Annotated in this window: 16 protein-coding genes; 1 reads left to right on the top strand and 15 read right to left on the bottom strand. The window is 37.9% G+C overall.

The window, feature by feature from the left end:
• Positions 1-6 precede the first annotated feature (6 nt).
• The 9 genes from H7992_RS16070 to H7992_RS16110 all read right to left on the bottom strand — a co-directional run bounded on the left by H7992_RS16070 (position 7) and on the right by H7992_RS16110 (position 10841).
• Positions 7-486, bottom strand: coding sequence for a glutathione peroxidase (locus H7992_RS16070; protein ID WP_187045255.1), 480 nt, complete (start codon positions 484-486; stop codon positions 7-9).
• A gap of 13 nt (positions 487-499) precedes the next feature.
• Positions 500-919, bottom strand: coding sequence for an organic hydroperoxide resistance protein (locus tag H7992_RS16075; RefSeq protein WP_067210774.1), 420 nt, complete (start codon positions 917-919; stop codon positions 500-502).
• 339 nt (positions 920-1258) lie between these two features.
• On the bottom strand, positions 1259-3865 hold the full coding sequence (locus tag H7992_RS16080; protein ID WP_187045256.1) for a cation-translocating P-type ATPase: 2607 nt from the start codon (positions 3863-3865) through the stop codon (positions 1259-1261).
• Between the two features lie 681 nt (positions 3866-4546).
• On the bottom strand, positions 4547-5233 hold the full coding sequence (locus tag H7992_RS16085; RefSeq protein WP_255428460.1) for a VCBS repeat-containing protein: 687 nt from the start codon (positions 5231-5233) through the stop codon (positions 4547-4549).
• A 110-nt stretch (positions 5234-5343) separates the two neighbouring features.
• A complete protein-coding gene (locus H7992_RS16090) occupies positions 5344-5865 on the bottom strand; it encodes a hypothetical protein (protein ID WP_187045257.1) in 522 nt (173 codons plus the stop codon).
• A gap of 38 nt (positions 5866-5903) precedes the next feature.
• The gene (locus H7992_RS16095) at positions 5904-7292 is read right to left on the bottom strand and encodes a plasmid pRiA4b ORF-3 family protein (RefSeq protein WP_187045258.1); all 1389 of its coding nucleotides are present in this window, start codon (positions 7290-7292) and stop codon (positions 5904-5906) included.
• 157 nt (positions 7293-7449) lie between these two features.
• Positions 7450-8232, bottom strand: coding sequence for a YqhG family protein (locus H7992_RS16100; protein ID WP_187045259.1), 783 nt, complete (start codon positions 8230-8232; stop codon positions 7450-7452).
• Between the two features lie 34 nt (positions 8233-8266).
• Positions 8267-9799, bottom strand: a complete 1533-nt coding sequence (locus H7992_RS16105) for a DEAD/DEAH box helicase (RefSeq protein WP_187045260.1) — start codon at positions 9797-9799, stop codon at positions 8267-8269.
• Positions 9800-10040: 241 nt separating this feature from the next.
• Complete coding sequence (locus tag H7992_RS16110) at positions 10041-10841, bottom strand: SurA N-terminal domain-containing protein (RefSeq protein WP_187045261.1); 801 nt, start codon at positions 10839-10841, stop codon at positions 10041-10043.
• A 1017-nt stretch (positions 10842-11858) separates the two neighbouring features.
• On the opposite strand from H7992_RS16110, the gene H7992_RS16115 reads away from it, so the two are divergent.
• The gene (locus tag H7992_RS16115) at positions 11859-12230 is read left to right on the top strand and encodes a VOC family protein (RefSeq protein ID WP_067210794.1); all 372 of its coding nucleotides are present in this window, start codon (positions 11859-11861) and stop codon (positions 12228-12230) included.
• A 274-nt stretch (positions 12231-12504) separates the two neighbouring features.
• On the opposite strand, the gene H7992_RS16120 is transcribed toward H7992_RS16115, so the two are convergent.
• The 6 genes from H7992_RS16120 to H7992_RS16145 form a co-directional block, all read right to left on the bottom strand.
• Positions 12505-13428: a 2-hydroxyacid dehydrogenase gene (locus H7992_RS16120; RefSeq protein ID WP_187047928.1), complete on the bottom strand. Its 924-nt coding sequence runs from the start codon at positions 13426-13428 to the stop codon at positions 12505-12507.
• Positions 13429-14178: 750 nt separating this feature from the next.
• Complete coding sequence (locus tag H7992_RS16125; protein ID WP_187045262.1) at positions 14179-15180, bottom strand: ABC transporter substrate-binding protein; 1002 nt, start codon at positions 15178-15180, stop codon at positions 14179-14181.
• 86 nt (positions 15181-15266) lie between these two features.
• Positions 15267-16325 (bottom strand): NAD(P)/FAD-dependent oxidoreductase, encoded by a 1059-nt coding sequence (locus tag H7992_RS16130; RefSeq protein ID WP_067210805.1) that lies wholly within the window; start codon positions 16323-16325, stop codon positions 15267-15269.
• A 295-nt stretch (positions 16326-16620) separates the two neighbouring features.
• Positions 16621-17595, bottom strand: a complete 975-nt coding sequence (locus H7992_RS16135) for an iron-hydroxamate ABC transporter substrate-binding protein (protein WP_370570006.1) — start codon at positions 17593-17595, stop codon at positions 16621-16623.
• Between the two features lie 513 nt (positions 17596-18108).
• A complete protein-coding gene (locus H7992_RS16140; RefSeq protein ID WP_187045263.1) occupies positions 18109-19107 on the bottom strand; it encodes an ABC transporter substrate-binding protein in 999 nt (332 codons plus the stop codon).
• A gap of 101 nt (positions 19108-19208) precedes the next feature.
• Positions 19209-20804 (bottom strand): AraC family transcriptional regulator, encoded by a 1596-nt coding sequence (locus H7992_RS16145; RefSeq protein WP_187045264.1) that lies wholly within the window; start codon positions 20802-20804, stop codon positions 19209-19211.
• Between the last annotated feature and the right edge of the window lie 151 nt (positions 20805-20955).

Genomic DNA, 20955 nt, shown 5'->3' on the forward strand with positions numbered 1-20955 from the left:
AATCCTTCATGATAAAATCTTGTTCAAATCTTCTTCGATTTTTCCAGGTTCAGTTTGCGGCGAATATCGCTTTACAACCTCTCCTTGTTGATTCACTAAAAACTTCGTAAAGTTCCACTTGATTTTTTTCGAAAACAACCCTTTTTTCTCTGTCGTTAAGTGTGTGAAAAGTGGATCCGCATCGTCACCGTTCACGTCAATTTTCGCAAAAATGGGGAACGTGACACCATAATTCACTTGGCAGAATTCTGTTGTTTCATTAATATCGTCAAACTCTTGATTATTAAACTGGTCGCAAGGAAATCCCAAAACCGTCAGCCCTTCATCTTTGTACTTTTCATAAAGCGACTGCAATCCGCCATACTGAGGGGTTAATCCACATTTACTAGCTGTATTTACAATAATTAGAGGCTTGCCTTCATATTCTTTCAGTGACGTGATTTCCCCATTTGTTTTTTTTACTTCAAAATCATAAACTGATACCATTTTAAGTCTCCTTTTAGTTAATCACTATTTCAACATCAACGTTACCATTGAGTGCTTTTGAGTACGGACAGTAGTGGTGCGCTTTATTCACATATTCTTCCGCGACGGAATGGTCAACGCCCTCAATTGTTACTTTGAGCTTGACGCCAAGTTTAACACCTTTATCTTCTTTATCTGGGTAAAGAGAAACAGTCGCTATTACTTCACTGCTTAAAAAGTCAACTTTCCCCTTCTCCAACTGTAACTCAAGCGCACTGTTAAAGCATGCGCTGTAACCTGCAGCAAATAGCTGCTCCGGATTCGTTGCAGTTGTGACATCGCCCCCTAGTGCTGCTGGTTTTGCAACATCCAAATTGAAAATATTGTCCGGTGAATAGACATACCCATCACGTCCGCCTGTGTTAATAATCGTCGTTTCATAAAGTGCTTTCATGTCAAAAACTCCTTTTTCTTTTATTTAAATCGCTCACAACTAAATCGTACACAATTTATATTAAAAATGCAAATATAATCTAATTTCTCTTTTTATTATTTCTACGTTGTGACACCCCATAGATAATTACCAAAAGAACAAAGCCTGTTTATGATGGAATTCGTCAGTGGATCGCTAATTCGGGGTTTTGAATGCTGAAGCATAAAAAAAATTAAAAATCCCTTTGGATACTAGTACCCAAAGGGATAAACCGCTGTAACTTTTAATAAACAGTACGACTTTATTTCAGATGTGTATGGTTTCTGACACTCATACAACTGGAGCCAGTTTATATTAGCATTATTTACTTCTTACGAATAACACTTTATACCACTGATTAACTAGAAACGGCATACAGGACAAGCAATAAATATAACCTAATTGTATCCCACTTAATGTTGCGACTTCAAACACACCCGTAAGCGATGGAACAAATAACACTAAATGTAAACATATAAAACCTATTAAAAATGCTAGCCAAGTATAGAGATTCGAAAACACACCTATTGTGAAGATCGATTCTTTAGATCTAGAATTGAAGCCATGTACTAATCTTGACAAACATAATGTTGCAAATGCCATTGTGCTTGCTGTTTGCGTATCCCCCGTTGACAATCCTATTCGAAAAGCAATGATCGTAGCTATAGCAATTAATAAGCCTTCAAGTATCACTTGAGTCGTAAATGTTTTATTTAATAATGGAGTGTGAATATCCCTTGGCTTGTCCTTCATTGTGTTTTTATTATGCGGCTCTAAACCTATTGCAATTGCCGGCAAACTATCGGTAAGTAAGTTAATAAATAATAGATGCACGGGTGCAAAAGGGACGGGTAAACCTAATACTGTTGCATATAAAACAACAAAAATAGCACCTGCATTCCCTGATAATAAAAATAGAATGGCGTTTTTAATATTCGTATAGAGGCTTCTTCCATTCGAAATAGCTTTGACAATCGTTGAAAAATTATCATCCGTTAAGATCATAGAGGATGCATCTTTCGCTACCTCAGTACCGGTTATCCCCATCGCCACACCGATATCGGCTTGTTTTAAGGCAGGACCATCATTGACACCATCTCCCGTCATCGCAACTACATTTCCTTTTTCCTGCCAAGCTTTAACGATGCGAATTTTATGCTCTGGTGTTACACGAGCATAGACAGAGAAATCTTGAACCTTTTCTTGTAGTTGTTGATCAGTTAATCCTTCAATTTCATGTCCTTCGATCGCTTCTGATGGATCGTTTAAAATACCAATTTGTTTGGCTATAGCAGTTGCTGTTATTTTATGGTCACCTGTAATCATAACTGGTTTAATACCTGCTTTTATACAGCTTTCAACCGCTGATTTTGACTCTTTTCTCGGAGGATCCATCATCGCTATTAATCCGACAAAAATTAAATCTTTTTCGACTTCGACATCGATTAGTTGATTTTTCGATATCTCTTTGTAAGCAATTGCAAGTACTCTTAAACCATTCATAGAAAAGTCACGATTCACTTCTTCAATTTTATTACGATGTTCATCCGTAATATAAAGTACACCTTCTGAGGTTTCAATTTTCGCAATTTTGGATAGAAGAACATCTATTGCTCCCTTTGTAATCAAAGTATAGCGCTGATTGAACTGATGTACTGTACTCATTAGCTTTCTGTCTGAATCAAAAGGTATTTCGGCCAGCCTTGGATAGTGATTTCTTACGATTAATTCGTCAAGATTGTACTGCTTCCCCAATTTCACAAGTGCAATTTCAGTTGGATCACCAATTTCTTTACCATCTCTTTCCAAGGCGTCATTACACAATAGTGCCTTTAAGATAAGATTTTTCTCAATCGCATTTTCTGTATGTAGTTCATCATGCGAAATGACTTTTTGATCAATATATACTTGTTGAACACTCATTTTGTTTTCCGTTAATGTTCCCGTTTTATCTGAACAAATAACGGAAATACTTCCCAGACTTTCAACAGCATAGAGTTTACGTATAATGGCATTTTCCTTCGCCATTTTTTGTGTCCCAAATGCCAGCACAATGGTAATAATCGAACTTAACGCTTCCGGAATTGCTGCAACCGCCAGCGAAACAGCAAACATAAACGAGTCTACTAACTCGCGTCCTCGAAAAAGATCAATAATGAAAATGGCTAAACAGATCATCGTAATTCCTAAAGCTAATTTTTCCCCAAAACGATCTAAATTTACTTGTAAAGGCGTTTTCTTCTCTTTCGCAGTATCCAGTAAATTTGCGATTTTCCCGATTTCCGTTTCCATACCAATGGATGTAACAATGACGGTACCACGTCCATTGGTGACAAAGCTTCCAGTGAACACCATATTCTTTTTATCGCCAATCGTTACACGATCTTCTTTGATGGGCGCAGTACTTTTCGCAACAGCCAATGATTCACCTGTTAGCGAACTTTCATTAATATGCAAATTATGGCTTTCTGCTAATCTGCCATCAGCACTTATATAGTCACCAGCCTCTAAATAGAGAAGATCTCCAACTACTATATCTTCTGAAGAAATCTCTACTATCTGTTTATCTCGCATCACTTTTGCAACTGGAGAGGTCAAAGCTTTCAGATTATCCAAAGACTGTTCTGCCTTCACATGCTGCACAGTGCCCAGGATTGCGTTTAAAATAACGACAATCATAATCACAATCGTGCTTTCTACTTCACCTAATAGAAATGAAATGAAAGCGGCAATCAATAATATAATGACTAATAAATCTTTAAACTGTCCAAAGAAAACGGAGAATGTACTTGTCCTTTTTCCTTCCAGCAATTCATTATAACCGTATACTTCTTGCCTATTTTGGACGTCATAATCGCTCAATCCTTGATTTGTCACGTCCAACATCTCCATGACTTCAACTGATGATTGTTGATGAAATTCTGACATTCGATTCCCCTTCCAGCGTAAATTTAGTAGACAATACAATAGCACTAAAGCCTAGAAGTGAAATCTCTATGAATTATATTCAGTAGAAAAAATACTTCTATTTAATAATCTTTCTGTTAGCAAATCTCGATTCCCGACGAGCAGACCTCTTATGGATTGTCCTATCTTACGTAGGGAGTGAATCCACTTGAATATATTCCAGAAAACAGCATTCGATAATAAGCTTTTCAATTTTGTCTCCAATCTACTCCACCTCCATAATACTCTACCAATACTATTCCTAGTTCTGTTCCAGTATGCTAATAATCGATATACAAATTAAGTTATTTATTGTATCGGTGAAAACATAAAATAGATTCACTATTACTCTTTAGTTGATTTTAATTATATTAGTTTGGTCCACAAAAAAATAACACCTGAATTCCACCGACGTTTGGTCAATGGATTTCAGGTGTTTTCTATTCTAAATACGGTACTTATTCACTAAACCAATCAGGTGTGGAAAATACAGTTTTGTTTGAAATATAGAATAGACAACTTTCTATAGGGATTGTAAATGCCCGAAGATGCAATTTTGCACGTTATACAATGCGTTCTTTGCTTACTAGTAGCAAAGAGTATACACGTACCGCCTAAATAGGTAATCATGTTATTCACTAATCATCAGGTGTGGAAGTGCTACTAATTTGTGCTTGGTATAGAAACAGCCAACCGATTAGAAATTAATTGAGTGTCTTTCCATGTCAAAAGGTTTTCAACATATCCTAATGTATCTGCATTTGTTGGTCCAATAATGCGCTGTAGGGCCAATAGATCATAATTGTAACTTTCGTTAGTTGTAATGATTGGATGTAAAGCTCCTAAGGCAAGAACTTCACCTTTTAACGGATTTTTTAGTAGTCCATTATCATCGTAATACTGTGCTAAATAATCATGGCCTTTGTTGCTGATATCTATGGTGAACAATAGGTTTTGCCGAGAACTTTCAACACGCACTTTATAGAAATCCTCATAATTTACTTGGAATGTGTATTTTTCATTGTAGCTATCGACATTAAAGAGTTCATGTAAACTGTTATTTCTAAAGGAATAGATATAAAAGATGCCATATCCCCCACTCCCACCCGTATCAATACTTACCATTATGTCAGGTACAAGATCGTTGTCAAAATCGCCAAGGAACAACCGTGCATTATATCCCGCGTTGTTTTTGAGATGTACGGTTGTACTTTTATAAGACTTTCCATCTTGAATAATAAGTGTAATATTGTCAGCAAAGATACCCGGTGGTCCAGCGACTTGACCATATAAATAAACCGTGTCTAGAATACCGTCTCCGTTTACATCTCCTGTCTTCAAGTCCAACAATGTACGATTCCCGTAAAACGCAATCCCTCCTGTTCAAATTCAATTGTTGTCCTTGCACTATATGCTGAAATTAGCTAGAGGATTTCCTTCCAGCAAAACGGAGCCCGACATTATGCTTCTATATCATTTAAGACTTCCAACGATTCCAACACATGATCTAGAAATTCTGAAATGTCACCCATATGTTCCTCGTTAATTTTAGATTTGAATTTCACTTCAATAAGGTTCTGGTAACTTGACGCTTCTTGTTCATACACGAAGCTTACTGTTTGCGTTAACTGAATATCAGTTTCCCAAATGATATTTAATGCTTGCTCAATTCGCTTGCATTGTACGGCTACATTTTGAACACGTTTGTTAAAGCGTACTACTAATAAACAACCTAGATTTTTACTAGGCAGCTCTAAAATCTCCCCTGCCAAATCTTTTACGGATGCCCGTAATACAATCTCTGCTGTCACATGGGGGTGATCTGCTAGCGTAAATTGAATAGCAAAATCTCGAGCCATAATGGCAAAATCCATTCGGTCGACCCGGTTAGTAATCATGATTTTTCGATCTACATTATCTAAATCATACACCTGATTTTCAAATGCTACTTTTAGATTTTCAAAAATTGTGGGATCATACAAATTGCTTCCTCCAAGTAACAACCGATTTTAGTTGTGCTTTATTTTCCGCAACATTTTTTATGTTTTTTCCCACTGCCACATGGGCAAGGTTCATTCCGGCCCGTTCTCCCACCCTCAATTACGCTAAATGGGGTGCTAGGTAGCGGCATTAAATGGTGTTTCTCCATTTGTGCAAGTTCATGAGGTGTATGACCTCTATTTTCCCAAATGCGCGTGGTGTTCGCAATCATGGTGATAACTTGCATATATTCATTCATTTGCTTCATATCTTTACATTTAAAACGCCCTAAAAAATTCTGCACTACTCCTTGGAAATTAACGTGCACACCTTGTAATTGACCGACCAATTCATCAATTTCATCTTTAATCATGAGCGTACTACCACCATAAAAGTCTTTCGCAAGCATATTTCCAAGCTTTTCTTGATGGCTTGTCTTTTCATAATATAAATCATCTGCGTAGCGCAGTAGCTCTTCTTTTGTAGGTACATAAAATGGATTTCCTATGGTTCCTTCTAAAAACGCAGAATAATTCTCGACATATTCAATGGCTTCATGGATCAATGCTCTCTTATGTGTAAACACACTTTCTTTCGCTAGCTGTTTTGCGGAATGAGTATCTGCTAACAGTGCCTGTAGTTCACTACTCGATACAGCTGGCTCATTTTGAGAATTATAAATCTCCAAAAACTTTGGATACTCAATCAATCCATATAAATTAGTACATGCTATAGCATACTGGACGATAAGGTTTTTGTTAGGCAGTAAGTCAGGATTTACCGACTTTGCACCGCGATATTTATCAGATAGCACATGATAATTTTCATGATCGATATATTGCCATTCGGTCTTTTTGTATTTCACATATTTTAAACGATCATTCAGCCAAGCAATGTCCAAAGGTAAGTAGAACTGCTCCTCCGCCCATGCATATGTGGATAAATAATCTGGATGTGTCGAATCTTGATACACTTCTAGAAAAGCTTCATATCCTGGGGGACCGCCAACATCCTCCGGTGGCGCCGTTCCTTCTCCATTAAGTAATGTGGGATAGCCAAAATAATAATCCTCTACTATTTCTTCAAGCTCCACAAGAATCCGCCAGTCGTCACCAAAATCATAGTTATAAATGAAATGACTGTGTTTTTCAAGATACGAATCGATTTTTATACTCGCTGGCTGCTTGACCGTTTTACCATAATAGGTCTTCCCTTTATAGTCGTCTAAAATCGATTCATTATTTGTGATAAAATAATCATCTATCTCCACTCCAAAGGTATGGTACGGCTCAAGTGTGCTTTGAAAATTTGTGACGTTCTGGATTGTTTCATGTAAACGGTTAAATGTCGCACCTGCGGGTAAAATAATGCGCCTCCAGATATGCGGCTTTATGTCTTCAAAGGAAAGTTTTAAAATATATGCTTTCATATGTCACCCTCGTCATTTATTTTCATCTAACGTTATGGCTACTACCTATTTTAACGTAATTAATCCACAACATCGAAGAAAAGACCTTTCGCATGTTCAGTAAACTTGCGAAAGGTCTTACCTATTTGGGATAGTTTCTCACAGAAATACTTCAAATTCATTTCAAATAAAATAATCCGCCATTGATGATGTCAATTTTAATTCTCGCTTCGTATTGTTGGTCCATCGCTTCTTTCTCAATCTCATAACAATCCGGTTTATTTTCCACCCCTTCATAGAAGTATTCTAATACCCTGCGATCCTTTTGCCATCTTAACTTCGCTTCTTCAGCCCATGTATGATCTGCTTTTTGTATAAAGTTGTCAATTATCCCATCCAATCGTTCGAGGGCACGAATGGGTTTGATAATATAGGGCAAATTAAAGGTGTTTTCTGACATAGCCGTATCTAAGTCCACTGTGCTTAACAATTCCTGAAACCCCTCTTTCACCTGGCCCGTCATTAAGTTTATACCTAACGAATAAAGAATTTCCTTCGTTTGATCGCTGTAATATGATATTTTATAATTAACAGCTAACCAAGGTGTTAATATGGTTTGCGTTCCAAGTTTATCTGCTACCCGTTCATACATCTGTACAAATGAACCCATCTCTTTTGTTGCTTCAAACAGTTGACTGAGCCGTGGGGAACCGAAGTGTATAACTTCCCCTTTAACGTCTTCAACAAGCCTGTTTTTATCAGTGATAAAAGTTAGTTGTGCTGGACTGGGCTCGCCATCTGTACTCTCTAAGTATTTCCAATAATATGGTCTATTCATAATTTTTTTATCCATATCAACCGTTAATTGAACGTTGATATAATGATCATTGTCATTTAATATTTGGCAATGGTTTTCATTAAAAAACTGCAGTAAATAACTGTGAATTTGTTGTGGGTACATGTACTTCCTCCTTCAATTCCCCAAGACTTTCACCTCAAATGGACTCTTTAAAAGCAGATAAAATATCATCCAACTCACCCACCACTTGTTCAAAGACCCCAATTTTAACATGAAGTAAATCCAGTATTTGGTCTTCGATTGTATTCTGAATGGCTAAATTATAAATATGAACGTCATGCTCTTGCCCTAACCGATGGACACGTCCAATGCGTTGCTCTAACTTCATGGGGTTCCAAGGTAAATCATAGTTAATGACGTGATGACAAAATTGTAGATTAATCCCTTCACTGCCGGATTCCGTCGCAATTAGCACCTGCGCTTGTTCTTTAAACAGCTGCTTCATCCACTCCCGTTTATTCTTGTTGAATTGTCCGTTAAAAGGGACGCTTGTGATTCCTTTTGACTGTAAATACCATTGCAAATAGGTTTGACTTGCTCGATATTCGGTAAAGAGTATAACCTTATCATTTGCCTGAGTAATAATTTCATAAGCTTTTTCTGCTTTTGAATTTATGTCTAGTCCCATCAACTTTTGAATAATTCCTTCCATATAAGAAATGTCTTCTGGTTTAATGCATTTTTGAAGCATGTTAGTTAACGTTAAGCATGTAGCTTCCTTACTGCTGCACATTTCCCTTTGCAGCGTTATCATAGAGAAGGCATCCGAAAAAACGGGACAAACATTTTTAAGTTCTGAAATCAGATCGTATACTTCTTGTTCTTCTTTCGTAAAATCAATCGGTATTATTTGAACACGACGATTTGTCCATTCAATTCCAGTATCCTGCCTTCTATTTCTTACCATCACTTGATTAACCAATTCTTTTAAATAATCGTCGTGTTCCACATTGTGCTTACTCGCGGAAAAAGACGATTGAAAGGTCTCGTAATTTCCTAAGTGCCCTGGTTTTAGTAATGAAATGAGATAGAAGAGTTCAAATACATCATTTTGAATTGGCGTGGCAGTCAACAACAAACAAAACTTTTTCTTTAAGTTTTGTACAAACTCATAATTTTTAGTTTTGTGGTTCTTTAATTTATGAGCTTCATCAATGATGATTAAATCATACTCTTGATCATAGATGTTTTCTTTATGCGGGCTTCTTTTTGCCATATCTATACTCATAACGACAATCGTACAATGGTTTAAATCGTAGTTTTTTTTATATTGCATCGCTGGAATATGAAATTTTTGGTTCAGTTCTTCAATCCATTGATTGACAAGTGATGCTGGAACCAAAATTAACGCCTTCTTCACAAGGCCTCTGATTAAATACTCTTTCAAGATCAAACCAGCTTCGATGGTTTTACCAAGTCCCACTTCATCTGCAAGAATCGCTTTTCCATTCATCCTTTCAATGACCGTTTCCGCCACTTTCAATTGATGGGCTAGGGGTGTAAGATTGGGTAAATATTTAGGTGATTGAAGGCCATTAAAATCTGTAATCAAGTTCGTTTTTACCGCCTCATAACTCATCCTATATAATGTCCAATTATCCCATGCCTCCCGATTCTCCAGTCGCTCTGTAAAGCCTTCTTTCCACTCAGACGACCTTTCAATTATCATAACCATCACCTCATTATCACTTTTTCTTTCTCATTAGGTTGTCCCAAAAAGAAGTTCCTATGTTTATTGAATTGAAGTTCGAATTTCAGACGTAATTTTTATTGAAAATTCAAAAAGACATGAAACGCTTAACCCTAAAGGTCAAACATTCCATGTCCTATTGTTTTATTCATAAAGGTTTCCGAAGTATACACCTGGTTCGTGAATCCTTTTTATCAGTACTTGTTTACACCTAAATGAGTTAAATTTTTAACTCTATTTTAGCATCTTCTTTTAGCTCTTCAACATGTTTAGCAAGTAACTTCTGTTGTTGTTCTTGATTAATCATTTCTTGGATTTGTTCACTTACTTCTTTAAGCGGTGGCATCTCTTGTCCCGCTTCTTTTGATGAAGACGCAGCTTGATCGTAGTATTCTTTAATTTCTTTATCCGATACTTTTTTCGCTGGAGCTATCTTATCTTGGTACTTTTTATAGATGATGGAATCTGCGATTTGTTCTTTCAATGTTTTTACATCCATGCTTTGAGCTTTGAGCGCTTTCTTCATTTCTTTTTCGCCGCCAAATTGCTTTTCAAATACTGAATACTCTTTATCAATTTCAGATGCAGATGCTTTTATTTCAGCTTCCTTTGCTTTTTGAAGAATCAATGCCTGATTAACAAGCATATCAAGTGCTTGCATTTTTACTTGTTCCGCTGATTCTTTGCTCGATGGGTCTTGTCCCACTTGTTGCATTTGACCTTGAATTGACGTCACCGCTGCATTATAGTTCTCACCTTTAAGTTCTTCCTTATTTACAACAGCCACAATCTTCTTGTCGTCCACTTGCTGTTCAGCTAGCTTCTCTTGCATCTCTTTTGCAGATGCTTGTTGCTCTTTTGTAGCTTCTGGTTCCTTAGTATCTTCTTGTTTAGTATCTTCTTGTTTGGTTTCTTCTTGAGGCTTTTTATCAGTTGCCGCTTTATCTTCGCCACCGCAAGCAGCTAAACTTAATGCTAGTGCACCTGCTATAAATGGAACTAGTACTTTTTTGATCTTCATATCATGTAAACCCCTCTCAAATCTGCCGCTCTTTATTTCTAAAGCTTAGTTTGTATCTTAACGAACATTCATCAAAAGATAAACCCATATCCCTCCACGACACCGAATTGTCACCTGCATGTCATTTAGCAATCACTACAAACGCCTATTAGACACAGATCTATCGAAATACTGTCATTGAATTATTACAAGGTCAAGTTACGTAAAGTTTGCACATTTTCAATCTAATTTGCTCTATTCAGTGGACTTTCGCTACAGAGTTAGAGTACACCTACTCCAGAAATTGGGGATTTAACTATATATGTTGGATTAAAGAGTCCCATTGAATCTGCTGTGGTGCTCAATAATGAGAGAGTTGTAATTCAGGGTGTGGATTGTAGAACGCTTGGCGCTTTGGGGATGTCTTACGGCTTCGGCAACCCCTTTGCCGCGCCTGCGCTAGGGTGTTCATTATCGAGAGAAATGTGATTTTGAGATGTATATGGAGAGACTTTAATGTGATTACTATTTCATACTAATTATAGTCAAGAAATCCGCAATCTGGGTTGCAGACTTCATCACAGCTAATGAAATGCGCTTTCTCACATAAACCATCCAGCGAAGGCGCGTCTTCGTGGTAGCCGGAGCGATAAGACTGAAAGCGTTCTTCTTTCTGGCTTATCGCGGGAGGCATCCACAAAGCGTCGAAGCGGTATTAGTGGTAATCCTAATTCATTCCAAATACTAAGGCTTTTTCAGTGGCCTCCCAAAAGCCCTTATAAAGCGCAAACGCCGTATTCATTTGTTCAACATATATAGCACAAAATAAAAACCATGAACATGAAGAAAAATACACACTAACAGTTACTGACACCATTCATCCTCTCCGGGTTGTGGTTGTGGTTGAAGCTGCCCCCATACTTCATATGGTGAATATTGTGTATTTCAAAGTACTCATTTATAATTAACTTATGCAAATTTTTACTTACCCATAAAAACTACAATCTGATTTTTTTCAAATTGTTAAGAGGAGGAAATATGAAACTAGGAGCATTCTCTTCAAGTCTAAGTGTAAAAGACATTCATAAATCAAAAGCATTTTACGAAAACCTGGGATTTCAAGTGTTTGGAGGGGATATAACCCACAACTGGCTTATTATGAAGAATGAAAGTTGCATAATAGGACTATTCCAAGGAATGTTTGAAAAAAACATTCTGACTTTTAATCCAGGCTGGAATGAAAATGCCGAAAATCTCGATTCGTTTACGGATATACGAGACCTTCAAAAACATCTTAAAGCAAAAGGAATTAAAATGTTGACTGAAGCAGATGAGTCAAGCGTAGGTCCTGCGAGTTTTACAATTGAAGATCCAGATGGGAATTCCATTCTTGTAGATCAACACGTTTAGTGAAGAGCTAATAACGTTTCAAGGAACTTTAGACTGATTTTATGACCACCCGTTTCACTTCTTATATAGACACTTAAAACGAAAAAGGATACATCGAATAATTATTTCTTAAGCTCAAAAAAACACTGGAAACCCATCTATGTTCTGCCGATGGATTTCCAGTGTTTTTTTCGGAACATCAGTAAAGTGAAATGATGATGTGTTCCTTTGTAAAGTAAATTCATTATGGGTTGAACTTTCAGGATGCTCCTCTTGCACACAACATACCCAAAATTTATTTTCCGACGGGATCTATTGGTTCTTTCCCCGTTAAAACAGCTACTAAATTCTCTGCCGCTCGCATCGCCATTGCCGCTTCCGTTCTCGCTGTAGCAGATCCGATGTGAGGGACTGTCACGACATTCGACATTTGAAGTAATGGATTAGTTGGATCCACAGGCTCTTTTTCGAATACATCCAGTCCTGCTCCATGAATTTCTCCGTTTTGCAAAGCATGAATAAGCGCTTGTTCATCGACAGTCTGACCGCGAGATATATTTATGAAAACAGCAGATTTCTTCATCAATTTGAATTCCTCTTTACCAATGATTTGGAACGTTTCAGGCGTAAGAGGTGTCATCAACACAATGTAGTCGGAACGTGTTAACAGTGAGGTCAAATCGCAATACTCCGCACCATACTTCTCTTCAGCTGCCTGTTTTCTATTCCGATTAAAATAAAGAACATCCATATTAAATCCGAATTTTGCTCTTCTCGCAATCGCTTCTCCAATTCGCCCCATCCCAATGATGCCTAACGTGGTACTATGTACATCTTTCCCATAGATTTCGCGATAATTTGTCGTCGGTTTCCAGCTTCCCTCTTTGACGAATCGATCCAACTCAGTGATACGTCTAGCTGTGGATAAAATGAGGGCAAATGCTAAATCTGCAACCGTTTCATCCAATACATATGGCGTATTGGTTCCAATTACATTTCGTTTAGTCATAGCGTCTACATCAAAATTATTGTAACCAACAGATACGTTACTAATGACTTTTAGGTGAGGGGCGTGATTCAGTAACTCCTCATCAATTCTTCCAACCATACTGCTACCCCCAGTATATAACCCTTCAACATCAGCAATTTCCTCTAACAGAATATCCCTCGGAGTTCGCCCATCGCCATGCCATTCACGAATATCACAATACTGAGCCATATAGTCTTTCACTTGGTCAGGTATTGAATATGTTGAATAAATTTTTGGTTTCACTTTTCATTCCCCCTACTATTCACTACCTTCTAACTCCATTGTGCCATAGTTTACAATCTTCGGCACGTGAAATTCCATAGTGTCAGTTTCCTTTGCAAGAATCTATCGTAACTATCTAAACTTTCATGATTTATTACTGTAGGTACCTACAATAGTTCGAATTATGATCGCAACTTCAGTAATTCTGCATCATCTCCGGAAAGTTTTGCCATGATAACTGCATTTTTCACTTGAATAGTGTAGGAACGCGACAGGCTACTAGCCACAATAAGACTCCTTAGTAAATATGTCATGAATAGGTAGTCGAAAGCGGGCCGAAAATAGTGCAGTGAAAATGAAGGTCATCAAGCCCCACTCACCAGTTTTTTATGCGAATAAATGGTTAACCAACAGACGTGATGTTGTAATAAAGAATCCTCCCAACAAAGCTTGGCCCCAGTAGACGTCTTCGCTGGACATTATATAGAATTAGTAGTTCAATTTATGTAGAATAGTCGCATGAACAAATTTATACACTATAATAATATCTATTCATCGATATATTTCCCATTTTAGATAAAAAGAACTGTCTTCCTAAGTCTGTAAAAAGACCGTAAAGACAGTTCCCTTTCTTCTTACGAATTAAAATGGCATTCAGAAGATTTTTTATATCACGTCTCGTTTAGACGTTGACCTCTCCTGCTTCTCTTTTCTCCGTTACTCAGACAAGAGTTTAATTGCTTCGTCTAATGATTTCTCGATTGCAATCGGAGCATATGTAAACCACGGATCATCACCAATATAATAGACATCATTATTTTTTACAGCGTCAATACTTTTCCACAAAGAACTTTCTTCGATTTGAGAAAGCATACTATCCTTCTGCTGTGTTTCTTCCCCATACGTTAACATGATAATTTTGTCCCCTGCATAATCCGGCAACTTCTCCATTGATATATCTTCGTAAACAAACTCTTCAAAATCAGGGTCTTTTGCCAGCTTTTCTTGAATGAACGAAGGCGGAGTTAATTGTAATGATCGATAAAGGACATGACCAATGTTTCGTGCGCCATAAAGTCTAAGTGTATCTTTCTCATATGTCATAAAAATCGATACGACTTGATCTTTACCTATTTTACCAGCAATTTTTTCTCTTCCTTCAGCAGCTTTATCATCTAATCTGGCGATCCACTCATCGGCTTCTTTCTCTTTACCCAAGACATTAGCTACCTCTTTAAATTGAGTGAAAACATCTCCATACATCCATGGAATGACAATCGTAGGCGCAATTTTACTTAGTTGCTCCACTTCTTCAGGATCTGCTGAAATAATTAAGTCCGGTGCCATTTCCAGCACTTTCTCGATGCTGAATGGACTTCCAAGGTCTTCTACCCCAGCTTGTAATTCGCCTAAATAGTTATTGTCCAATACATGTGTTGGTGCGCCAATCGGCTTCACACCAAGCGCAAGCATCGCATCTAAATATTGAGTCGTCACAACACGCTGTGGATTGACGGGGATCTCTACTTCTCTTCCGGTTACATCCTTATAGATTCTTGTAGATGTATTCATTTCTTTGCTTTCACTTGATTTTGCTTCTTTTTCAGATTGTTTTGTTTCAGAATCTGTTTTATTAGTTTCTTGTTCGCTACATCCCACCAGCGCTAAGGATAGAAGCGTTATTATAAATAATGTGTGAAATAATAGTTTTGGTTTCATCTTTTGTTACTCCTTTTTCCTCTGCAATTCAACGCTTCTCGATACTATTTTAGAAAGATACGCTGGTATGCCACTATTAAAATAAGTTAGTTTTTCACTGCATACAAATGTTTGACCAATTCACGATTTTTCTCTTTAAAGATGTCATTATGTGAAGAGACCATTCCGTGCCCATAAGCATCTGGCGCGATATATTGTTTCGCTTTATTCACAGCATTAGCCGCGTCCTGAAACGCCCCTGCTATTAAATGAAGCTTCCCTTCGTGATTCAAAATATCTCCTGCTGCAAAGAGCCCTGGTACAGATGTTTCACTCATGGGACTGCCTGCAACACTGTATTCATTCGCCATTTCTATATCTAACCCACTATTCGAAGTCAATTCTTTATCACGATCATAGCCATGATTAATAATCACTTCATCAACAGACAGCTGAATCAGATCTCCATCTTCTCCGTTAACTAACTCCACCTTCTCAATCGTTTCGTGGTCACTTGCTGCAATGAGTTTTTGGATTGATGTATTCAATAAGCACTCGACAGAACTATTGAATAGCTTCGATACTTCTGCCTCATGCCCTTTCAACATATCTTTCCGGTAAGTTAAATAGACTTTTTCCGCAATCGGTTCCAACTCATTCGCCCAGTCAACAGCGGCATTACCGCCTCCGGAAATCAATACGGTTTTCCCTTTAAAACGTGCAAGAGATTTCACTGTATAATGCAAATTTGCAACTTCAAAACGTTCTGCGCCTTCAATTTCTAATTTTGTTGGTTTCAAGATTCCCCCACCAACAGCTAAAATGACTGTTTTGGACAAATGCTTTTGGTTTGTAGATGTCTGAATAACAAAATTTCCATCCTCATTTTTGTTAATCGAAGTTACTTTTTCCCCTAATACAAGCTCGGGCTCAAAAGTTAATCCTTGCTGAATTACTTGTTCAATCAGTCGTTCTCCTGTAACCGGTGTGAGCCCGCCAATATCCCAAATCATTTTCTCCGGATAGACATGCACTTTTCCGCCCAAATAAGGTTGGAACTCGATGATCTTAGTTTTCATTTCCCTTAGACCACTATAAAAAGCGGAAAAAAGTCCCGCTGGGCCACCACCAATAATTGTTACATCATATAACTGTTCTGAATTCATCATCCATGCTCCTTTTTCATTTAGTCATTATGCAGCGCGAGAAAGCCAAACTAGTACCCAAAATACAATCTGTCGCCACGATATCTATTATCAATTTTCTTTATAGGCGAAATACCTTCTCTACGCCTAGCTAAACGTAAAAATTTACCTGAAATGATCTTTCCACATCTTTTTGATAATGATAATCATTCTCACTATTTAACAGTATAAATCATTGTGGAATCGTTTTCAATACTTAACTAACAATCACAACGATATTGTTAAAATACGCTCACGTAGCACTACCATGAAAAAATTACTTCGTTGGATTTTCAATCAGCATGTCTACAAACAAGTCTATTTGCTCATAAATCGCAATCGGATCGTATCGGTAATATGTATCAAAGTCGTTATAAAACACTCGATTATTCTTCATCGCATCCAATCCTTGCCAAACAGACGAATCCTTTAAGTTCTTTAAAGCCTCTCCTTTTTTCTCAGGATCGTAGGTTGTCAAAAACATATAGTCTGCGGCGTACTCTGGTAATACTTCCATTGACAGCTGGAGTGTTTGTTCTTCATTGTTGTTTTCATGTGGCATGTTAAGTTCCAACGCATTATACAGTGCTTGCCCCCCGCGTCCTGCATTGTCTCCAAAGATCCAAAGATCACCTTTGTCCGTTAATTCATAAATACCGAATGTTGCATCTGCATCAATAACGGCTGAAAGCTTTTCCCTTCCTTCTTTTGCTTTCTGGTCAAATTTGCTAATGAATTTATCTGCTTCCTCATGATTTCCGGTAATATCTGCAAACAATTTGATTGTTTCTTGAATATTTGTTGCCGTTCCATATGGAATATGAATTGTTGGTGCAATTTTCGAAAGTTGCTCGTAATTTTCATCATACATAACAACAATTAAATCAGGTTTTAGTTCTAATACCTTTTCAATATTCACTGGCGTTCCAATCTCGACGGCATCTTTTAATAAATCCTTAATAAATGGATTGTCAAAAGCTGTTGGCTCAACACCTACGACATTTGCGTCAACAGAAAGCAACTCTCCTCCGTAATAATCTGTAACAATTCGCAATGGCTTTGTCGGGATTTCAACGGTACCTCTTTCGGTCTCGAACGACCGAGTTTCTGCGGTTTGTTGCTCTACTTCTGCTTTTTCTGTCTCATTCTCTGTTTCTGAAGGTTTTGTCGTTGATTTATTACACGCAATTAGTATTGAAGCCAGCAAGAATAGCATTGCAGTCATGATCATTAATTTGTTTTTCTTCACAATCGGTTAACCCCTTTTCTAAATAACTTTTTTACTCAAGTTAATCAACACAAGTGAGAATGAGAATCATTTTCACTAACTAAGTGTATACGACAAAATCGAAAAATACAATAACTTATTTTCACGTCTGTTGATTAACCATTTATTCGCATAAAATACTAGGGAGTAGGGCTTGATGACCTTCATTTTCACTGCACTATTTTCGGCCCGCTTTCGACTAACTATTCGTGACAGATTTACTGTTGGGTCCTACTATGGCTAGAAGTCATTCAATCCGAAGCAATCGAAAAATGCAACTATACAAGTAGCGCCTAGTAGGAGATTATGTTATTCACTGGTTACTTTTAGTTAATAAACAGATGTGACTTATTTTATTAATCCTAAATAGACATCCATCAAATTCGATGTTGAAAAATAAAGAAGCCCTTATAAAGCCAACCTACTTTGAGTAATCAAATAATATCGCAAAGAAAAGATGCTCCTTAAGCCATACAACAGGCTGTGGAGCACCTTTTTCTATTTTTCTAAACTAGTGAGCCAAGTTACAAGCTCTTTTGTCTGAGCAAGGACAGCAATCGGATCATAATACCATGAACGTTCCTCTGGCCATACATAGAGGTGACCATTCTTGACCGCTGGCAGGCTGCCCCAAACAGGATCTGCTTCAAAATCGGCAACTGTTCGACTGTTGGAAGTCAAAATGATATAATCACCTGCGTAACTTTCTAACATTTCCGCCGAGAGTTCCGCCCATTGCTTCTCCATAATTTCATCGGCAATAACGCTAGGTGGTTTGCGTCCTAGTGCTTGGTAGACTGGCTGTCCGCCACGGCCGAAATTATCACCGTATACATATGTTGATTTGTCAATGTCCTCCATAATCGAGAAACTTGCATCTTTGCCGATAGCTGCATCAACCTTAGCTTTAGCGTCTGCAATTTGCTGGTCATAATTATTTAGCCAAACTTCTGCTTCCTTTTCTTTACCAAGTAGTTGACCGAAAAAGGTCAGTTCCTCGTGAGCATTTTTCAGATCACCATATGGAATAACGATTGTTGGAGCGATTTTGCTTAAAATCTCATAGCTCTCTCCATTTCCAGTAATAATAAGATCCGGGTTAAGGGCAAGAATACTTTCAGCAGACGGACTTCCGTAAACTCCAGTATCAGAAACACCCAAAAGTTCATCTTCATAATAATAGTTATTAATTGTCAGTTCCGGTGCTCCCACTGGAATAACATCTAAGGCAATCAGACTGCCAAGGTATTCCTCTGCTACAATACGTTGCGGTTTGACAGGAATTTCAATCTCTCCATTTACTGTAGCAATGGTTTTCGTAGTGCTGTTCGTGTTAGCTCCTGAATTTTGGTCCGATTCCACTTTATCGGCCGCTCCGCTATTTGAAGCTTTCTCTGTCGCTCCGCAAGCGGAAAGGACTATCAAGATTAGAAATAATACTAACGGAACAATTAGCCTCAGCCTCTGCCCCCAATGATGGTTTTCTTGTGTATACAACTTTAAATCCCCCTTAATTAATAATGATAATCATTATCACTTATAATATTAAGGGGTCTGGATAGAATTGTCTATGCACTAAAATGATCTAATCCCCTTCATTATTGTGATATTAGCACCCTCATAAGCTCATGCAACTGAGCTTGGGAGGACAGCGGGTCATAGCCATAAAACAAATCTGGCTGTTCAATTAAGTACATCCGATTTTGTTTGATTGCCTCCATCTTCAGCCAAGACTCTGACTGAAATAAGCGCTTCATTCGTTTCTTTGTCCCTGGATTTGAAGGTATCCCAGTAATAAAGATATGGTCAGCTGGGTGGTCTGCAATAGCTTCAATCTCTTCCTCTACAAACCCCCGTTGTTCAATACCATGCTTAAGCAAAGAGCCTGGAGGACGAAAGCCGATATCTTCATACAAGATTTGGCTTCCTCTTCCATGGCTACTATGAATGCTGTAAGCAGAACTTGTACCGATCTCCCACAATACTGCCGTTCCCCGTTTTCCAATCTGCTGGTCCAGTTTCTGATTAAAGGCCCATATTTGTTCATCGTAATGGGCGAGCCATTCCTCTACCTGCTGTTGTCTTTCTACAACGTCAGCAATGTGGCGAAATTGCTCTCTCCAGCTCATGTCCATGAAAGGAAGGCCAAGCACGGGAGCCAGCGGTAGAAGTTCTTTGCTCCCCTTCACAGTATAATAATCAATGATTAAATCAGGCCGAGTGGAAGCAATGGTGTTATAAAAAGAGGATGTACTTATTCCAAATTCATAGAGTTTTTGCAAGGGATTCACTGGATTTACACTTTCCATCCAGGAGGAATATACGCCTAGCTCTGGCGTGATACCTAATGCCAGTAAGCATGCAGTATGGTTACTATTAAGAGCAACCACACGTTTTTTCTTTTGATGATAGGCGGTAGGTGATAAACCGACCAATTGCTTAAATTTCCGACTTAAATAAGCACCTTCTTTATAGCCCACTTCCTGTGCCAATTTCTCTAGTTTTGGCATATCGTATAGCAGCCTATTCTGAGATGCACGAATCCGTAGCAAGGCAAGGTAATCACTGAAGGTTTGAGAAGTATGTCTGCGAAATGCACGCGAGAAATGTTCAGGGCTTACTTGTGCGATTGTTGCCATTTGCTCACGCGTCACATCCTCATGAAAATGTGTGTCTACATAATGAAGAACTTGTTCCATCCACGCGTTATTTTTCTGTTGTTGTCCCTCTAGTTCATCATATAGCACCGCTAATAGCTCAACGAATAATTGTTGAAATTGAAACGGTTTACGTTCACTTAGTTGTTTCGAAGCCCTTTCTAGCTCGGCCGTCAGACTTAATATGTTCAAAGAACAGTTCCGAAGAGGTTCAGGATGCTTTAATACATTCGGTTGAATACCATCAGACGTTAAGCAACGGTAGCTAATCAATGTCCCCTTAAAACTTGTATGCAATTGTGTAAACACCTTCAATTCATGGGAATTATGCCATAGCATTACACAACCACGTGACAATTCGTATTGCTGTTCTTGAAGATCTAGTAAACCGCTTCCATTTATAATAACGAGAATACAAGGGAATCGTGTCATTTCTTCATCAATACAAGGTAAAGAACCTTCCCAGTTAGCTATGCTTACAGGGTAATAATATGTATGAGATAATGAGATATTATGCTTAGATAAATGATTAGCCATCACTACATCCCCTCTTAATCACTTAATTTCCAACTAGTAACAGTACAATTGACTATACCTAAGTATCTCAATTATATAGAAATCATTTCCTCACATAAAATCACACATGTGCTGATTAACCAACAAAAACAGTAAATAACTGAACCAACAC

The organism is Sporosarcina sp. resist, assembly GCF_014302295.1.
Classification (GTDB): Bacteria; Bacillota; Bacilli; order Bacillales_A; family Planococcaceae; genus Sporosarcina; species Sporosarcina psychrophila.